The sequence below is a fragment of the Xanthomonas sp. NCPPB 3174 genome, assembly GCF_056725205.1.
In genome coordinates, this window is record NZ_CM161517.1 from 4,113,677 (window position 1) to 4,129,124 (window position 15,448).

Here is a 15,448-nt window from a genome sequence, read left to right on the forward strand (position 1 = left end):
GTTCGCCTAGACAGCAACGGGATAGCCTAGTCCGGCAACGGCATGGCCGCAGGCGCCGAATGCGACAAGGTTCAGCGGCTTACGACGTCGCCACTCGCAGACCGGACATCGCTGTCCAGCGCTTACGACGGCGCGAATCTCTCAGGCCGTGCGCTCACTGGTCGGTGCATACACCGAAATCTGGATGCGGCTGCGCGCGTGGTACGGCGTGCGTGCCCAGTCGCTCCAGCGCACCTCCAGGCGCAGGCCGGCGATCTGCGCCATCAGGTCCAGTTCCGATGGCCACACGTAGCGGCGGCGCTCGCTGAAGATGCGCGTGCCGGATTCGCCCAGTACCACCACGCGCTGGTCGATGCGCTGCTGCAGCGGATCCGGCTGCGAGCACACCAGCATCACCGCCGCGCCGTCGCCGTCGATGTCCGGCACGTCCAGCACCTGGCTGACCTTGCCGCCGCCTTCGAACACCTCTGCGCCCGGCACCGCGCTCTGGATCAGCAAGCGCCCGTCGGGCGCCAGGCAGCGCGCGGCATTGACCACGCAGCGCAGCTGCTCGGCCTGCGTCAGCAGATAGCCGAACGCACCCACTGCATAGATCAGGCCGAACGGCCCGGACACCGGCATATCGGCGAAATCGGCGCAGACCAGTTGCAGGCGGTCGCTGCCGGGTTTGGCGCGCAAGGCCTCGAGCATCGCCGGCGCGTTGTCGATGCCGGTGACCGGCACATCGCAGTACGCGAGCGGCAAGCCGATGCGGCCGGTTCCGATGCCCAACTCCAGCGCCGCGCGGCCCGCGGCCAGTTCGGCCAGCACGCCGACGCACTGCTGCGTAGCAGCGGCAGGCCAGCGATCGTAGACGCGATCGTAGATCGCGGCCAGGCGATCGTACTCGTGGGTCACGGGCATCCGCAGCCACTCGTTGCCGAAGTGGCGCGACGATAGCACGCAGCGATCGCGACGCAATGGCGCACGCACGGCCGCGACGCCGATGCCAAACACGGCAACGCGATCCGATCGCTTGCAACGCGAGGCGCTCGACGAAAGATGACAGGAATATTGCAGTTGGCGGCGCTTCAGTCTTTCGCTTGCGTCGCCGTAGTCGAGCGAGGAAGCTTTCTCCGCGCCTGCCACAGGCGGCAGGCGCGACGATCGCACAGAGTCCCCCGTTCAATCAGGAGTATCGCCATGAAGCGCCTTTTTGATTCGCTGTCGCGTTGGGTACAGAGCCTCGGTGGCAACAGGCTCGGCTACATCTACACCTACTGACGTCCCGCCACCGTTGCGTGGCATTCGCGTGCGAGAGGGGGCGATCCGCCCCCCCTCTCTTCGGCACTCGGCGCATTGCATGGCCACGCATGCGTACGCCATCGGTCCCATGTCGCCTTCCGCATCGCGGTGCACCGTGCCGTCATGCTTCTTCGTGCAGGTGAGTGCGTGACACAGACGCAACGGTGTCCGCCCGGTCCGCGTGGGCATTGGGCGTTCGGCAACCGGCAGGCCTTCGCGCACGATCCCCTCGACTTCCTGCAGCGCTGCGCACGCGAACATGGCGACGTGGCGCGGATCGCCGAGCGCACCTACCTGCTGGCATCGCCGGCGAGCATCGCGACGGTGCTGGGCGACGATGGCAGCCTCTACGCCAAATCCGATCCGGACCCGCGCGCGCGGCGTGCTGCATTCCCGGCCTCGGTGATGAACAGCGAGGGCGAGGCCTGGCGACACAAGCGCCAGGCGTTGCAGCCCGCATTCCGCGCTGGGCTGGTGCGCGACTACGCCGGACAGGCGCTCGCCGCCACGCAGGCGCTGCTGCACTCGGGCGACGACATCGCGCATGCGCAGGACCTGCGCCTGAAGATGACGGCGCTCTGTGCGGAACTGGGCTCAGGCTTCCTGCTCGGCGATACGGCGCACGCGCCCGCGCTGCTGCGGATGCTGCCGATGGTCGATGCGATCCTGCAGCAGACCCGCACGCCGTCCGCGGCGCCGGCCTGGTGGCCGAGTGCCGGCAAGCGCCGTCTACGTGCCGCACGCAACGCACTGGACAGCGCACTGACGCAGATCCTGGCATCGCCGCGTCCGCCAGATGCGAACGCCTCGGTGCTGGACCTGCTGCGTCGCGAAGATCCACCGAATCAGGGCGACTGGTGCCGCGACGAAGCGGCGGCGATGCTGATGTCGGCACTGGAGCCGATGGCGGCAGGCCTGACCTGGACGCTGTTGCTGCTGGCGCAGCATCCATCGATCGCGCAAGCGGTGGCGGAGGAAGCCGATGCGTTGCCCGACATCGGAAACGCCTCCGCCACGGCAGGCGACGACACTCTTGCCGAACACCTGCCACTGACCCGCGCCTGTGTGAAGGAAGCCATGCGCCTGTATCCGCCGGCATGGATGACCGCGCGCATCGCGCAACGCGACACCACGCTGGACGGCTTCGCGGTGCCGCGCGGCACCCAGCTGATCGTCAGCCAGTGGGTGGTGCAGCGCGATCCGCGCCACTTCGCCGCGCCGGAGCGCTTCCTGCCGACGCGCTGGCTGGATGCCGCACACACGCCAGCACGCTACACCTACTTTCCGTTCGGCGGCGGCCCGCGCAGCTGCATCGGCACCCAACTCGCGCTGGTGCAGATGACCGTGGTCGTGGCCGGCCTGTTGCGCGAGCGCACGCTGCACCTGGCAGCGGATGCGCAGCCGCGGCCGTTCCCGGCGCTGGTGCTGCGCCCACTCGACGTCCGCATCGCGCTGCGGCCACGCACCCCTCCCCTTGTCCGTCGGTCGCATGACACGACGCCGCCCCAGCCTCCTGCCCCGGACGCCCCGCATGGCTGACCTCGCCGCCTTCGCCAAGACCCGGGAATATCCCAACCGCTTCTTCGATTCCGCCGCCTGGAACGAACTGGAGTTTCGCGATGGCGACATCGTCATCGCCAGCTACGCCAAGGCCGGCACCACCTGGCTGCAGCAGATCGTGGCGCAACTGCTGTTCGAAGGCGCAGCGGACGTCGACGTGTCGGCGATCTCGCCGTGGTTGGACGGCGTGTACCCGGACCGCGCCAGCAAGCTCGCGCTGCTGCAGGCGCAGACCCACCGGCGCTTCATCAAGACCCACCTCCCGGCCGATGCGCTGGTGATCAGCGACCGCGCCAAGTACCTCTACATCGGCCGCGATGGCCGCGACATCGCGCTCAGCCTGTACGACCACCAGTGTGCGGTCAGCCAGGATGCGCAGGCGCGGCTGGATGCCGGCGCGGCCGAACCGGGCAAGCTGCGCGTGGTGCCGCCGCCGAGCCTGCCGGTGGACGCCTACGTGGCGCATTGGCTGGCCCACGACGGCGCGCCGTTCTGGCCGTTCTGGGAAGGCGTGCGCAGTTGGTGGCAGCAGCGCGCGCAGCCGAACGTGCTGCTGGTGCACTACGCCGATCTGCTGGTGGATCTGCCCGCGCAGGTGCGGCGCATCGCCGCGTTTCTCGAGATCCCGATACGCGACGCCACCTGGGACAAGATCCTGGCGCACTGCCAGTTCGACTACATGCGCCAGCACGCCGCGCGCTACGTGCCGCAGGGCGCCGGGCTGTGGCGCGAAGGCGGCAAGGCCTTCTTCAACCAGGGGCGCAGTGGCCGCTGGCGCGCGCTGTTGCCGGCGGCCGTGGCGGCCGACTACGAGGCGCGTGCGCAGGCGGAGCTGGGCCGCGAGGCGGCGCAGTGGCTGGCGCAGGGCGCTGGGGCGACGCCATGAGCCTGCGCATCATCGGCGCCGGCCTCGGCCGCACCGGCACCCTGTCGCTGAAGCTGGCGCTGGAGCATCTGGGCTTGGGCCGTTGCTACCACGCCATGGAACTGGCCGCGCACCTGCGCCAGGCCTTGCCGCTATGGGATGCGGCGCTGGACGGACAGGCGGACTGGGACACACTGTTCGCCGGCTATACCGCCACCGTCGATTATCCCGGCTGCTGCTTCTGGCGCGAGCTGGTCGCGCGCTACCCACAGGCCAAGGTGATCCTGACCGTGCGCGATGCCGATGCCTGGTTCGATTCGGTACGCAACACCATCTTCGCTAGCGACGGCCGCGTGCCGGCGCTGTTCGGTCCCGACGGCCAGCGCCTGAGCCAGTTCCTGCGCCGCGATTTCGCCACGCGCATCGACGATCGCGGCTTCATGACCGACTATTTTCACCGCTGGAATCAGGAGGTGATCGCCAGCGTGCCGGCGCATCGCCTGCTGGTACTCGACACCGACGCACAGACGGGCTGGGAACCGCTGTGCGCCTTCCTCGACGTGCCTGTGCCGGCGCAGCCGTATCCGCGCGTACATGCGCGCAGCAGCGGCGCCCAGGCGCGCCCGCTGCCCAGCGACCCGGCACAACGCGAACAACGCCTGCGCGACTACCTGGACCGGCTCGCCGTGGAGGCGTTCGCGCCGCCCGCCGATGGCTGAGCGCGCGCCCGGCTACAGCGAAAAACTGCGCTTGATGGTGAACGACCAGGCGCCGTCGATCGGGTTGGAGACATGCACCCGGCCTTCGCCGTCCGCCACGCCGGTGGTGTAGCGACGATAGACCCCGGCGCTGTTCCAGGCCCGTGCGTAGCTCAGGCCGAATTCGGTGCCGCGCCAGGTGCGGCTCACACCGAGACGCGCATCGGTCCAGCCGTAGTCGGCGAAGTTGCGCACGTGCTGGTGGCCCGCATGCACGCTGGCCTGCCAGTCCGAGGCCAGCGGCAGCGTGGCGTCCAATGCCAGATAGCCGGAGCCGCGCGAGTGCCGGCCCTGGCCGACACCCAGCGTGGCGCTGTTGTAGCCGAAGTAGTCGCGCGTCCAGGTGCTGGCGTAGGACAGCTCCAGCGTGCGCCAATGCCCGGCGACGATGGCCTCGCCGTAGTCGTAGCGCGTGCCGCTGGCGCTCATGCGTGCGCCGGGATAGGCATAGTGGTAGACGCCGGCACGCCAACCCCAGTCGCCGCGGCTGGCCGCGTAGCCGGCGTACACGTCCCACTCCACGTGCCCGCCTTCGATGAAGTACGAGCTCACCCCCGACGCCCAGGTGCCGGCATACCAGCCGCTGTCCGCGGCCACGTCCAGCCCGCCCTGCAACACCGGCCGGCCCCAGCTCTGCTCGAATCCGCGCGAGACGTAGTTGGAGGTCGCGGCCAGGTTGGCGCTGGCGGTGCCGGCCCAGGCCGGTGCGGCGACGCCCAGCGCCAGCAGCAGCGCGGCGCTGCGTATGGCCCTCACGACACCACCTCCAGCCGCGTCCGGACCGGTGCGGCCAGGCGAGCCGATGCAGGCGCGGCGAGCTTGAACAGGGCCACCGCGCGCTGCAGTTCCCCGGCCTGCTCCTCCATCGCCCGCGCCGCCGCCGTGGCTTCCTCGACCAGCGCGGCGTTCTGCTGGGTCACCTCGTCCATCTGCACGATGGTCTTGCCCACCTGTTCGATGCCGGCGCTCTGTTCCTGCGAGGCGGCGGCGATCTCGCTCATGATGTCGGTGACCTGGCGCACGCTGGCCACCACCTCGCGCATGGTGTCGCCGGCGCCGTTCACCAGCGCCGTGCCATCGTCGATCTTGCCGACCGAGGCGTCGATCAGGCCCTTGATCTCGTGCGCCGCGGTCGCCGAGCGCTGCGCCAGCGCGCGCACCTCGCTCGCCACCACCGCGAAACCGCGACCCTGCTCGCCGGCACGGGCGGCTTCGACCGCGGCATTGAGCGCCAGGATGTTGGTCTGGAAGGCGATGCCGTCGATGACGCCGATGATCTCGGCCATCTTCTTCGACGCGGCGGCGATGCCGGACATGGTCTCCACCACCTGCTCGACCACCGCGCCACCGCGCGAGGCCACGCTCGCGGTGTCCTGCGCCAGCCGATTGGCCTGGTGCGCGTGCTCGGCGTTTTGCTTCACCGTGGAGGTCAACTCCTCCATCGACGCGGCGGTCTCTTCCAGGTTGGCCGCCTGCTGCTCGGTGCGGCGCGACAGGTCGTCGTTGCCGGCAGCGATCTCGCTGGCGGCGGTGTTGATCGCGGTGGTGGCGTGCTGGATGCGGCCGACGATGCCGGTCAACTGCTCCACGGTGGCATTGGCGTCGTCGCGCATCTGCGCGAACACGCCATGGAACTCGCCATGCATCCGCGCGGTGAGGTCGCCCTGGGCCACGGCACGCAGCAGCGCCGACAAGGCCGAAAGGTTGCCTTCGGTCAGTTCCATCAGCCGGTTCAGCCCGACCACCATGCCGCGGAAGTCGTACTGGAAGCGCTCGGCATCGCCGCGCCGGGAGAAATCGCCGGAGGCCGCGGCCTGCGCCAGTTCGGTGATGGCCTGGTTGATCGCCTGCAGGCTGCGCTTGGTGGTGCGCATCGCCTCGGTGATCGCCGCCTTCTCGCCCGGCAGCGCTTCCATGTCCACCTGCATGTTGCCGATCGCGTATTGCGACATCACCTCGACCAGGCGTCGCTGCACGTCCACGTGCGCGGCGACCAGCGCGTTGGTGCCATGGACCATGCGCCCGTACTCGCCGGGGAAGCGCGCCGCGTCCATCCGGTAGCTCATCTCGCCGGCGTCGTGGCGCTGCGCCATCTCCGCCTGCGCCTGCATCACCGCCTGCAGCTGCGCCTGCATGCTGCCCATCGCCTCCAGCAACTGGCCCAGTTCGTCGTCGCGACGGTGCCGGACCTGGCTGTCCAGGCGTCCGGCGGCGACCGCGGAGGACACCCGCACCGCCTCGGCCAGCGGGTCGAGCACCTGCCGGCGCAGCAGCAGGTACAGCGCGCCGCTCAGCAACAGCGCCGAGAGCAGGCCGACCGCGGCGATGGTCCACAGCAGCGCACGCGCCTTGGCCATCACCAGCGCATACGGCACCGAGATGCCCAGCGCGAACGCCTGCGGCGCATCGCCGATCTTCAGCGGCACGAACACGTTCAACGCATCCTCGCCGTCGGCGCGGCGATGGTCGAACACCACCTGCCCCTTGGCCACGCGCGCCAGCATGTCCTTGGACCAGGCGTCGTTGCGGGTCTTGCCGACCTGCTGTGGATCGCGGCTGGCCATCACCATGCCCAACGGCGACAACAGGCTGGCGTGCCCCTCGCCCATCGGCCGCAGCGCGGCGATGCGCTGTTGCAGGGTATCGAGGGTGAAGTCGACGGTGACCACGCCCAGGAAGCGGCCGTTCTCCAGGATCGGCGTGGCCAGCGTGGTCATCAGCGTGTCCTTGCCGGCCACCGGGTAGTAGTACGGCTCGATCACCACCGGCTTGTGGGTGTTGCGCGCCAGCAGGTACCAGTCGCCGTCGCCCGGCTTCTCGTAATCGCGCAGCGCCTCGCGCACCAGCTGGCCGTTCTGCCGCGACCACCAGGTCATGTAGCGGCCGGTGGCGTCGTGGCCCTCGGCACCGACGAAGCCCTTGTCGTTGCCGTCGAACGCGTCCGGCTCCCACATGGTGCTGATGCCCAGCCACTGCGGATGCGCATCGAGCTGGCTGCGCAGCACCGCGGTGGCGGTGGCACGCGACAGGCCGCCGGCGCCATGCTGCACGCGGAAGCTGTTGGCCAGCGCCTCGCTGGCGTCGAAGGCCACGCCGATCTCGCGCGACACGCGCTGCGCTTCCAGTTGCGCCAGGTTCTCGATGCTGGTGCGCGAGGTCGACAGCAACGCATCGCTGCTGCGCCAGTAGATGATCATCGCGGTCAGGCCGAAACAGGCCAGCGCGAGCAGGCCGGTACCCAGCATCAGGCGTTTGGCGACGCTGCCGCGACGGCGATGCGGCGACGGAGTGGACATGACAACTTCCTTGGCGGGGGGAGGGAATGCGGTCGCGGGGAACGCGCCGCGCGGCACAGCCCACCGCGGCGCACGGCGCGAGCGCGCGTGTCCGTTGCCGATGACCTGCTGCCCGGGACGCCTTCCCCAACCGGCCACGACGCGCCGCCGGAGATCGCTTCCCGGCGCTGCTGCGTGCGGCCCACCTTCTCGCTATCGTCCCGTCGTGCGCAAACTTGATGGTCGTCCCGCGCGAGCCGGATGAACGCACATGGCTTCGCCGTGAAAGTGGTCAACAGCGCGCTGTTTACTCTTGCGCGCGTGCGCCAGTGAACAGGCATGCACACTGATGCAGCACGGCGTTGCCGGCTTCGGCAACGTACAGACGCAGCAACAGAGACGTAAGCGCGCATGGAGCAGCCATAGGCGCTCGCGCCGGCGTTGTGACCGGCGATGCATGCATCATCGTCGCGGGCTCATCGATGCTTGCGCGCGCCCAGCTCGCTGGGCGCAAACGGCGCGTAGCGCTTACGGCCGCCAGTTGGCGTTGTGCTCCCAGAACGCCACGCTGCGCCGGTAGGCGTCGCGATCCAGCGGCACGCCGGAGCCGCCCTCCTCCACGCCCAACGCATTACGCAGCATGGTGATCGGCGCCATCGGGATTTCCTGCGGCTCGGCGGTGTACAGGCAACCGACCACGCCCCAGTCGGCCTCGATCGGCGCGCCCTCGTGGGCGAGCTGGTCGCGGCTGTAGAGGATCGGCAGCAGGTAGGCGGCCACCGGCGGCTCGACGCCTTCGAACCAGCGCACCAGCACCGGGAGTTCCTCGCGGCTGCGCGCCTCGTAGCCGGAACGCAGCAGGCGCCGGTTGGCGTCGGTGATCGGCACGGTCAGGCAGCGCGTCGAGGTCCAGTTGCGGTGCACGTGCAGCTTGCAGAACGGCGCGTAGCCGTCGAGCACCTGCAGCGGCGCGTTGGCGTTGAGATGCTGCTCGAACTGCTCCGGCGTGCAGTCCTGGATCGCATTGCGACGTCCGTCGCGCGGGAACAGGCGGGTGCGGGCGAATGGCGTGAGGACGATGGACATGGCATGCATGGCGAACGAGGACGGACAAGCGTAGCGCGCGGCAGGGTCGGTGCCCACCGCGGCCGGCGCATCCGCGTGGTCGCACGCCTATGTAGGAGCGGCTTCAGCCGCGATGCCTTACCGGTAACCCATCGCGGCTGCAGCCGCTCCTACGGATACTGCACACCATGCCTGCGATACGGATGCGCCAACGCGTAGTCGATCGCCGCGCGCACCGCCGCCACCTGCGCGGCGTTGCACTGCTCCGGCGTGGCGCTGGCGCTGTCCGGATACACCTCGGTAGTCGTGGTGTAGGGCGCGTCGGTAATGCCCGCACACAGCCCCAGCCGCTTCACCGGATAGTTGATGACCCCCGGCGCCGCCAGCGGCGTGCCGATCAGTTCGCCCGCGGCGTCGGCCGGCGCGATATGGGTGACCTGTGCCACCGAGGCCAGGACTGCCTGCTGGAAGGCCGGCTGCGGATTCTCGCTGTCGCCGACCAGGTAGAAGCCATCGGGAATGCCGCCCGGCGCGTAGTCGACGCCATCGCGCGCGGCCAGCGCCGGACGGAATTCGGACTCGTCGCTGTCGGTGGTCTCGTGCAGATCGATGTGCATGCGAACGTGCTCGCGCAACGGCGCGACCAGGCGCAGCAACGCCGCCGATTCCTGTGCCGGACTGTCGGCGCGGAACGAACGGTTGGGATCCAGCGCATCGGCGTTCCAGCGATGGATGCGCTCGTACGCCCAGGGGCTCACGCACGGCGCCACCAGCACGTTGGCGCGGCCGGCGTAGTCCCCGGCATGCTGCTGCGCGAACTGCAGCGCGCCGTGCACGCCGCTGGTCTCGTAGCCATGCACGCCGCCGGTGACCAGCATGCACGGCAGCGCCGCGTTCCAATCGCGGCTGCGCAGCGCCAGCAGCGGATAGCGCTCCTGCGCATACGCCAGTTCGCCGTATTCGACCAGCTCCCACGGCCCACGCAAGCGCTCGATGGCCGCCACCACCTCGTCCTGATAGCTGCGCCGGCGCGGTTGCGCGGCCAGCCACGCCGCCTTCTCGGCGGCGCCCCAGGGCACGCCGGGGGTTCCGATCGGATAGAAGGCTGCGCTGGTCATGATGCGGCTCCGCGTCGACAGGTGAGGGCGGCGACTGTAGCAAAGCGCAGGGGCCGCGATGCGCTATGTGCCACGAACACCGCGCTAGCGGTACCTCGTTGCGGAAGCGGATGCCGATCCCGCTTTCGCGCGCTGTCGCCATGAATACGTATGTAGCGCGCGCATGTTGCGCCGCGATGCGCGCTTAGCATCCTCCCGCCGCACGCCAGCCCCGCGGCGAGGTCATGCCCCTGTCCTGCAGGCCCCCGCCTGCGCCTGCGCAACGAGGAGATCGAACGATGCGCGTCCCATCCGCTGCAAATCGTCTGCTGCGCCTGCACCGCTGGCGCAGCCTGCTGGTCGGCCTGCTGCTGCTCCTGGCCACCGCCAGCGCCCAGGCCGACGTCATTCTGCATGCCTTCAACTGGCCCTACGCGACCGTGGAAGCGCGTGCCGCGCAGATCGCCGCCGCCGGCTACCGCAAGGTACTGGTGGCGCCGGCCTACCGCTCGCAGGGCGACGCCTGGTGGGCGCGCTACCAGCCGCAGGACATGCGCCTGATCGACAACCCGCTCGGCGACACCGACGCCTTCGCCAGCATGGTGCAGGCGCTGAAGGCCGTGGGCGTGGAGACCTATGCCGACGTGGTGCTCAACCACATGGCCAACGAAGCGGCCACGCGCTCGGACCTGAACTACCCGGGCAGCGCGGTGCTGGGCCAGTACGCCGCCAATCCGCAGCGCTATGCCGCGCTGCGGCTGTTCGGCGACCTCTCGCAGAATTTCCTCAGCGCCAGCGATTTCGGCCCGGCGCAGTGCATCACCAACTACAACGACCCTTACCAGGTGCGCACCTACCGCATCTGCGGCGGCGGCAACGATCCCGGCCTGCCGGATCTGGTCGGCAACGACTGGGTGGTGCAGCAGCAGCGCAACTACCTGCTTGCGCTGAAGACGCTGGGCGTGACCGGTTTCCGCATCGACGCCGCCAAGCACATGACCTTCGACCATCTGAACAAGGTGCTCGATGCGCAGGTGCGCTCCGGGGTGATGGTGTTCGGCGAAGTGATCACCGGCGGCGGCAGCGGCAATTCCGACTACGACCAGTTCCTGGCGCCGTACCTGCAGGCCACCCCGCACGCGGCCTACGACTTCCCGCTGTTCAACTCGGTGCGCAACGCCTTCGCCTACGGCGGCAGCATGGATCTGCTGGTCGATCCGGGCGCCTACGGCCAGGCGCTGCCGGGCGCGCGCGCAGTGACCTTCGCCATCACCCACGACATCCCCAACAACGCCGGCTTCCGCTACGCGATCATGGACCCGGTGGACGAAACCCTAGCCTACGCCTACCTGCTCGGCCGCGACGGCGGCGTGCCGATGGTGTACTCGGACAACAACGAGAGCGGCGACAACCGCTGGGTCAACGCCTACCAGCGCGACGATCTCAAACGCATGGTCGGTTTCCACAACGCCGCGCAGGGCCGCGACATGCAGGTACTGGCGCACGGCGACTGCTACCTGCTGTTCCGCCGCGGCGACCTGGGCATCGTCGGCATCAACAAGTGCGGCACCACCGTCACCGCCGCGGTGCCGATGAACGGCAGCGTGCTGCGCTGGAACGTCGACTACACCGATGCGCTGGGCTCGGGCAGCGTGGTGCGCATTTCCAGCGGCAGCTACACCTTCAGTCTGCCGCCGCGGCAAGCGCGGATGTGGAAGCGCTGAGCGTCCGCATCCAGCCGGCGCGCCCAGGTGGGCGCGTCGGCGTCGTAACGACCTGGCCCGCGTGGTCCCGCGGCTCCGGCGCGGCGCCGGCCGTCCCTTTCCGGCGGCCTGGCCATCTCTTGCACATCCATCCGGATGAAGAGATATACTGACCGCACCGCCCGCTGCGTTGCGCCCATGACCGCCATCAGCTTCGAGTTCTATCCGCCCAAGACCGACGAACAGCGCGCGCAGCTCGACCGCACCGCCGCGCGGCTGAAGGCCTACGCGCCGGAGTACGTGTCCTGCACCTTCGGCGCTGGCGGCTCGACCCTCAGCTACACCTCCGAGACCGTGCGCCACCTCAAGCAGCATCACCGCTTCGAGGCCGCGCCGCACCTGTCCTGCGTGGGTGGCAGCCGTGAGGAGATCCGCGAACTGCTCAAGCTGTACCGCGCCATCGGCTGCCGGCGCCTGGTCGCGCTGCGCGGCGACCTGCCCTCCGGCATGGGCCACCCCGGCGACCTGCGCTATGCCGCCGACCTGATCGCCTTCATCCGCGCCGAGCACGGCGACGCCTTCCACCTGGAAGTGGGCGCCTATCCGGAGACGCACCCGCAGGCCCACGACGCGCTCAGCGACCTGCGCCACTTCAAGGCCAAGGTCGATGCCGGCGCCGATGCGGCCATCACCCAGTACTTCTACAACGCCGACGCCTACTTCCACTTCGTCGACGCGGTGCGCAAGCTCGGCGTGCAGATTCCGATCGTGCCGGGCATCATGCCGATCTCCAACTTCAGCCAGCTGCGACGCTTCTCCGAGCAGTGCGGCGCGGAAATCCCGCGCTGGATCGGCAAGCGCATGCAGGCCTACGGCGACGATGCCGAAGCCATCCGCGAGTTCGGCGCCGACGTGGTCGCCGCGCTGTGCCAGCGCCTGATCGACGGCGGCGCGCCGGCGCTGCATTTCTATACGCTCAACCTGGCCAAACCGACCACCAGCGTCCTGGCACGGCTGCCCTCAGCCGTCGGCTGAGTGTCGCGGCTGCTGTGCGGCCGCTCGGGATTGGGGATTGGGGATTAGGGATTCGCCAAAGCGGGGCCGCGCGCCGCTGTTGCCAATCCCCAATCCCGAATCACCAATCCCGGCGTGACCACGCATTCGCTCCGCGGTCACGCCGGCTGCGGCTACCCTGCGGCGATGCGCCTGCTCCCGCCGATGCTGCTGCTCCTATGCCTGTGGGGCCTCGCCACGCCCGCCGCCGCGCAACGGGTAAACCGTTGCACCGGGCCCGACGGCACCACCGTGTTCAGCGATCGCCGCTGCGAAGACGTCGGCGCGATCGACCGCTTGCCGCCACCGGTGGCGCCCGGCAACGTCGGCAGCGATGCCCGCGGCCTGACGCCGCCGCAGTGCGTGCGCCGGCTGAGTGTGCTGGTCCAGCAGATCCGCAGCGCCGTGGACGCCCGCGACGTCAATCGGCTATCGGCGCTGTACTGGTGGAATGGCGTTTCCGACGACGGCGCGCAACGCATCTTCGACCGGCTGGAGGCGATCGTGCGCCGCCCCCTGGTCGCGATCGTGCCGGTGTTGCCGGACACCAGCGCGATCACCGATCCCGCAGCCAGCACGTCGTCGACAGCCGCATCCGCGACAACGGCCACGTCGGCCGCGGCGGATGCCGACGGTGGCGAGGCGCCATCGCGCCCGCATCCGACCGGCCTGCGCCTGCAGCAGACTCTCGCCGGCAGCATCACCCCCGCCTCCACCGTACTGGACCTGCGCCGGCAGTACGACTGCTTCTGGATCAGTTTTTGAGGGCCGGGATTGGGGAATGGGGATTGGGGAATCGTAGGAGCGGCTTCAGCCGCGACCTGTCGAGATCCGATGTCGCGGCTGAAGCCGCTCCTACGGGTGCGGCGCCCGCCTCGTCGGAGGATCACAGTGGGAGGGGCTTCAGTCCCGACGCATTGCGCCATCGGAAAGCACGCCACGTCGCGCGTCGCGGCTGCATGACGGCCTTACGGGAAGCGGCTGCTGTCGCCCCGCTCACGCCACATCGGCCGCCAGCGGCCACAGCCCGCGGATCGCGGCGATGCCCTGGCCGCCGTGGCGGCGCGCTTCGTCCACCTGGCTCGGCAGCAGACCGCCGATCGGGTAGATCGGCAGGGCGACCTGCTCGCGCAGGTGTTCGAACGCCTCCCAGCCCAGCGGGGCGGCGCCAGGATGACTGGCGGTGGCCGCCAGCGGCCCGACCACCGCGAAATCGCAACCGAGGTGCTGCGCCATCTGCAACTCTTCGAGCGTGTGGCAGGACGCCGCCACGGGCTGTCCGGCCGGCAGCGGACGCGCCTGCCACTGCGGCAGCTGCTCCGCGCCCAGGTGCACGCCCACGCCCAGATCCTGCGCCAGCGCCACGTCGCGGTTGACCAGCACCTGCGCGCCACGCGTCGTGCATAGCGCTGCCGCGGCCCGCGCCAGCGGCGCCCACTGCTCGGCCGGCAGGCCACGCGCGCGCAACTGCACGCGGCGCACGCCAGCGTCCAGCGCGCGCTGCAGCGCCGCCAACCAGGGACCCGGCTCAGCCGGCTCCGGCGTCACCAGGTAGCAGGCGGGCTGGCGCAGCATCGCCACCACCGGCTGGTCGGCTGGCGGCATTGCGTAGCGGCCCAGCTTGTCGGCGCTCACCCAGGTCAGCGCCTGGCCCTCGCGGCCGCGCGGCGTGCCCTTCCACGCCGCCACCTGGCGCACTTCCAGGCGCAGGCGCTTGTCCGGATAGCGCTGCGGCACTTCCATCAGCCACTCGCCGACCACCGCATCGATGCCCAGTTCCTCCTGCAGCTCGCGCACCAGCGCCTGCTCCGAGGTCTCGCCGGGCTCGCGCTTGCCGCCAGGGAACTCCCACAAGCCGGCCAGGTCGCGGCCCTCGGTACGGCGGGTCAGCAGGATACGACCGCGCGCATCGGTGATGACGCCGGCGACGACATGAATGGATCTGAGCGGTTCGGACATGGCGCAAGCTTGCCGTTTCCGGCAGCGCCAGCGCAATCAACCGGGTTCACATCGGCGACGATCGGCCATGCAAGCGGCGCCAATGCAATCCGGAAACCGCGCGCTGCGCGTCGGCGTGCGCTGCTGGCCGGGCTGCCACGCCAAGGCAAGATCATGCGCAGGCTGGCCCGCCACGCTGCGGGCATCTACCGCTGCCCCTGCGCGGCCGCCTGCATCGCGTCGGCGCCGCCCATCCAGCGCGCACCGGTCAGGCCGCCAGACCGTGGCCGATCCGCCACAGCACGCCGCCGGGATCGTGCAAGGTGAAATCGCGCATGCCCCAGGGCCGGTCCTCGGGCTCGCCCATGCTCGCGCCGTAGCGGCCAGCCAGGTCGGCCGCATGCAGCCGCCGCCACCACGCATCGGCATCCTCCACCCACAGGTGCAGCACGAGGTTGTGCGCCAGGCCCGCGTGGTAGAAATCCTGCAGCAGGAACGCGCAACGGTCGCCATGGCGGAAGCAGATCAGGCCGTCGCCGAGCGGCTCGGGCGCGAAGCCCATGTCCGCATAGAACTGCGCCGACAGCGCGAGATCCTGCGCCGGCACGAAGACCTTGAGTTCCAGACTGGGCGAAAGCTCCACGGCAGGCCTGCAGAGGCAATGGCGACATCGGCCACCCTACGCGCCGCACGCACGATACGCCACGTCGGCAAGCGCATCGCCCCAAGCCCTTCCCAAAAACAGAATGCCCCGCGCAAGGCGGGGCGATTCGCAAACGCGCGATCGGTCCGACACCTGCATCCGTCGCCCGCTCCTTCACCGCAGGGCGTGCACCGGCCGGCGTGGGGC

The 15,448-nt window shown here is 69.8% G+C and carries 13 protein-coding genes; 6 read left to right on the top strand and 7 right to left on the bottom strand.

What is annotated here, in order from left to right; translation table 11 throughout:
- Positions 1-141: 141 nt before the first annotated feature.
- Positions 142-903, bottom strand: a complete 762-nt coding sequence (locus AC1PK7_RS17725; protein WP_481098990.1) for a class I SAM-dependent DNA methyltransferase — start codon at positions 901-903, stop codon at positions 142-144.
- Between the two features lie 528 nt (positions 904-1,431).
- On the opposite strand from AC1PK7_RS17725, the gene AC1PK7_RS17730 reads away from it, so the two are divergent.
- The 3 genes from AC1PK7_RS17730 to AC1PK7_RS17740 are packed head-to-tail and all read left to right on the top strand — an operon-like array spanning position 1,432 to position 4,428.
- Positions 1,432-2,823, top strand: coding sequence for a cytochrome P450 (locus AC1PK7_RS17730; protein WP_481098991.1), 1,392 nt, complete (start codon positions 1,432-1,434; stop codon positions 2,821-2,823).
- Positions 2,816-3,730, top strand: coding sequence for a sulfotransferase domain-containing protein (locus tag AC1PK7_RS17735; protein WP_481098992.1), 915 nt, complete (start codon positions 2,816-2,818; stop codon positions 3,728-3,730). The genes AC1PK7_RS17730 and AC1PK7_RS17735 overlap by 8 nt, the downstream gene beginning before the upstream one ends.
- Positions 3,727-4,428, top strand: coding sequence for a sulfotransferase family protein (locus AC1PK7_RS17740; protein WP_481098993.1), 702 nt, complete (start codon positions 3,727-3,729; stop codon positions 4,426-4,428). Before AC1PK7_RS17735 ends, AC1PK7_RS17740 begins: the two co-directional genes overlap by 4 nt.
- 12 nt (positions 4,429-4,440) lie before the next feature.
- Here AC1PK7_RS17740 and AC1PK7_RS17745 read toward each other — a convergent pair whose 3' ends face one another.
- The 4 genes from AC1PK7_RS17745 to AC1PK7_RS17760 all read right to left on the bottom strand — a co-directional run bounded on the left by AC1PK7_RS17745 (position 4,441) and on the right by AC1PK7_RS17760 (position 9,925).
- Positions 4,441-5,223: a TorF family putative porin gene (locus tag AC1PK7_RS17745; RefSeq protein WP_481098994.1), complete on the bottom strand. Its 783-nt coding sequence runs from the start codon at positions 5,221-5,223 to the stop codon at positions 4,441-4,443.
- On the bottom strand, positions 5,220-7,763 hold the full coding sequence (locus tag AC1PK7_RS17750) for a methyl-accepting chemotaxis protein (RefSeq protein ID WP_481098995.1): 2,544 nt from the start codon (positions 7,761-7,763) through the stop codon (positions 5,220-5,222). The genes AC1PK7_RS17745 and AC1PK7_RS17750 overlap by 4 nt, the downstream gene beginning before the upstream one ends.
- A gap of 507 nt (positions 7,764-8,270) precedes the next feature.
- Positions 8,271-8,828 (bottom strand): DUF3228 family protein, encoded by a 558-nt coding sequence (locus AC1PK7_RS17755; protein ID WP_209228971.1) that lies wholly within the window; start codon positions 8,826-8,828, stop codon positions 8,271-8,273.
- 149 nt (positions 8,829-8,977) lie between these two features.
- On the bottom strand, positions 8,978-9,925 hold the full coding sequence (locus AC1PK7_RS17760) for a M14 family metallopeptidase (RefSeq protein ID WP_481098996.1): 948 nt from the start codon (positions 9,923-9,925) through the stop codon (positions 8,978-8,980).
- Positions 9,926-10,257: 332 nt separating this feature from the next.
- On the opposite strand from AC1PK7_RS17760, the gene AC1PK7_RS17765 reads away from it, so the two are divergent.
- The 3 genes from AC1PK7_RS17765 (at position 10,258) to AC1PK7_RS17775 (ending at position 13,425) form a co-directional block, all read left to right on the top strand.
- Positions 10,258-11,628 carry an alpha-amylase family protein gene (locus tag AC1PK7_RS17765; protein ID WP_420010255.1) on the top strand — a complete coding sequence of 457 codons (1,371 nt, stop codon included), beginning with the start codon at positions 10,258-10,260 and terminating at the stop codon, positions 11,626-11,628.
- Between the two features lie 177 nt (positions 11,629-11,805).
- Positions 11,806-12,642 carry a methylenetetrahydrofolate reductase [NAD(P)H] gene (metF, locus tag AC1PK7_RS17770; protein ID WP_420007885.1) on the top strand — a complete coding sequence of 279 codons (837 nt, stop codon included), beginning with the start codon at positions 11,806-11,808 and terminating at the stop codon, positions 12,640-12,642.
- 165 nt (positions 12,643-12,807) lie between these two features.
- Positions 12,808-13,425, top strand: a complete 618-nt coding sequence (locus AC1PK7_RS17775) for a DUF4124 domain-containing protein (RefSeq protein WP_481100926.1) — start codon at positions 12,808-12,810, stop codon at positions 13,423-13,425.
- A 231-nt stretch (positions 13,426-13,656) separates the two neighbouring features.
- Here the strand turns inward: AC1PK7_RS17775 and AC1PK7_RS17780 are convergent, their stop codons facing one another.
- Positions 13,657-14,619 (bottom strand): Nudix family hydrolase, encoded by a 963-nt coding sequence (locus AC1PK7_RS17780; RefSeq protein ID WP_481098997.1) that lies wholly within the window; start codon positions 14,617-14,619, stop codon positions 13,657-13,659.
- A 247-nt stretch (positions 14,620-14,866) separates the two neighbouring features.
- On the bottom strand, positions 14,867-15,241 hold the full coding sequence (locus AC1PK7_RS17785) for a VOC family protein (protein ID WP_481098998.1): 375 nt from the start codon (positions 15,239-15,241) through the stop codon (positions 14,867-14,869).
- Between the last annotated feature and the right edge of the window lie 207 nt (positions 15,242-15,448).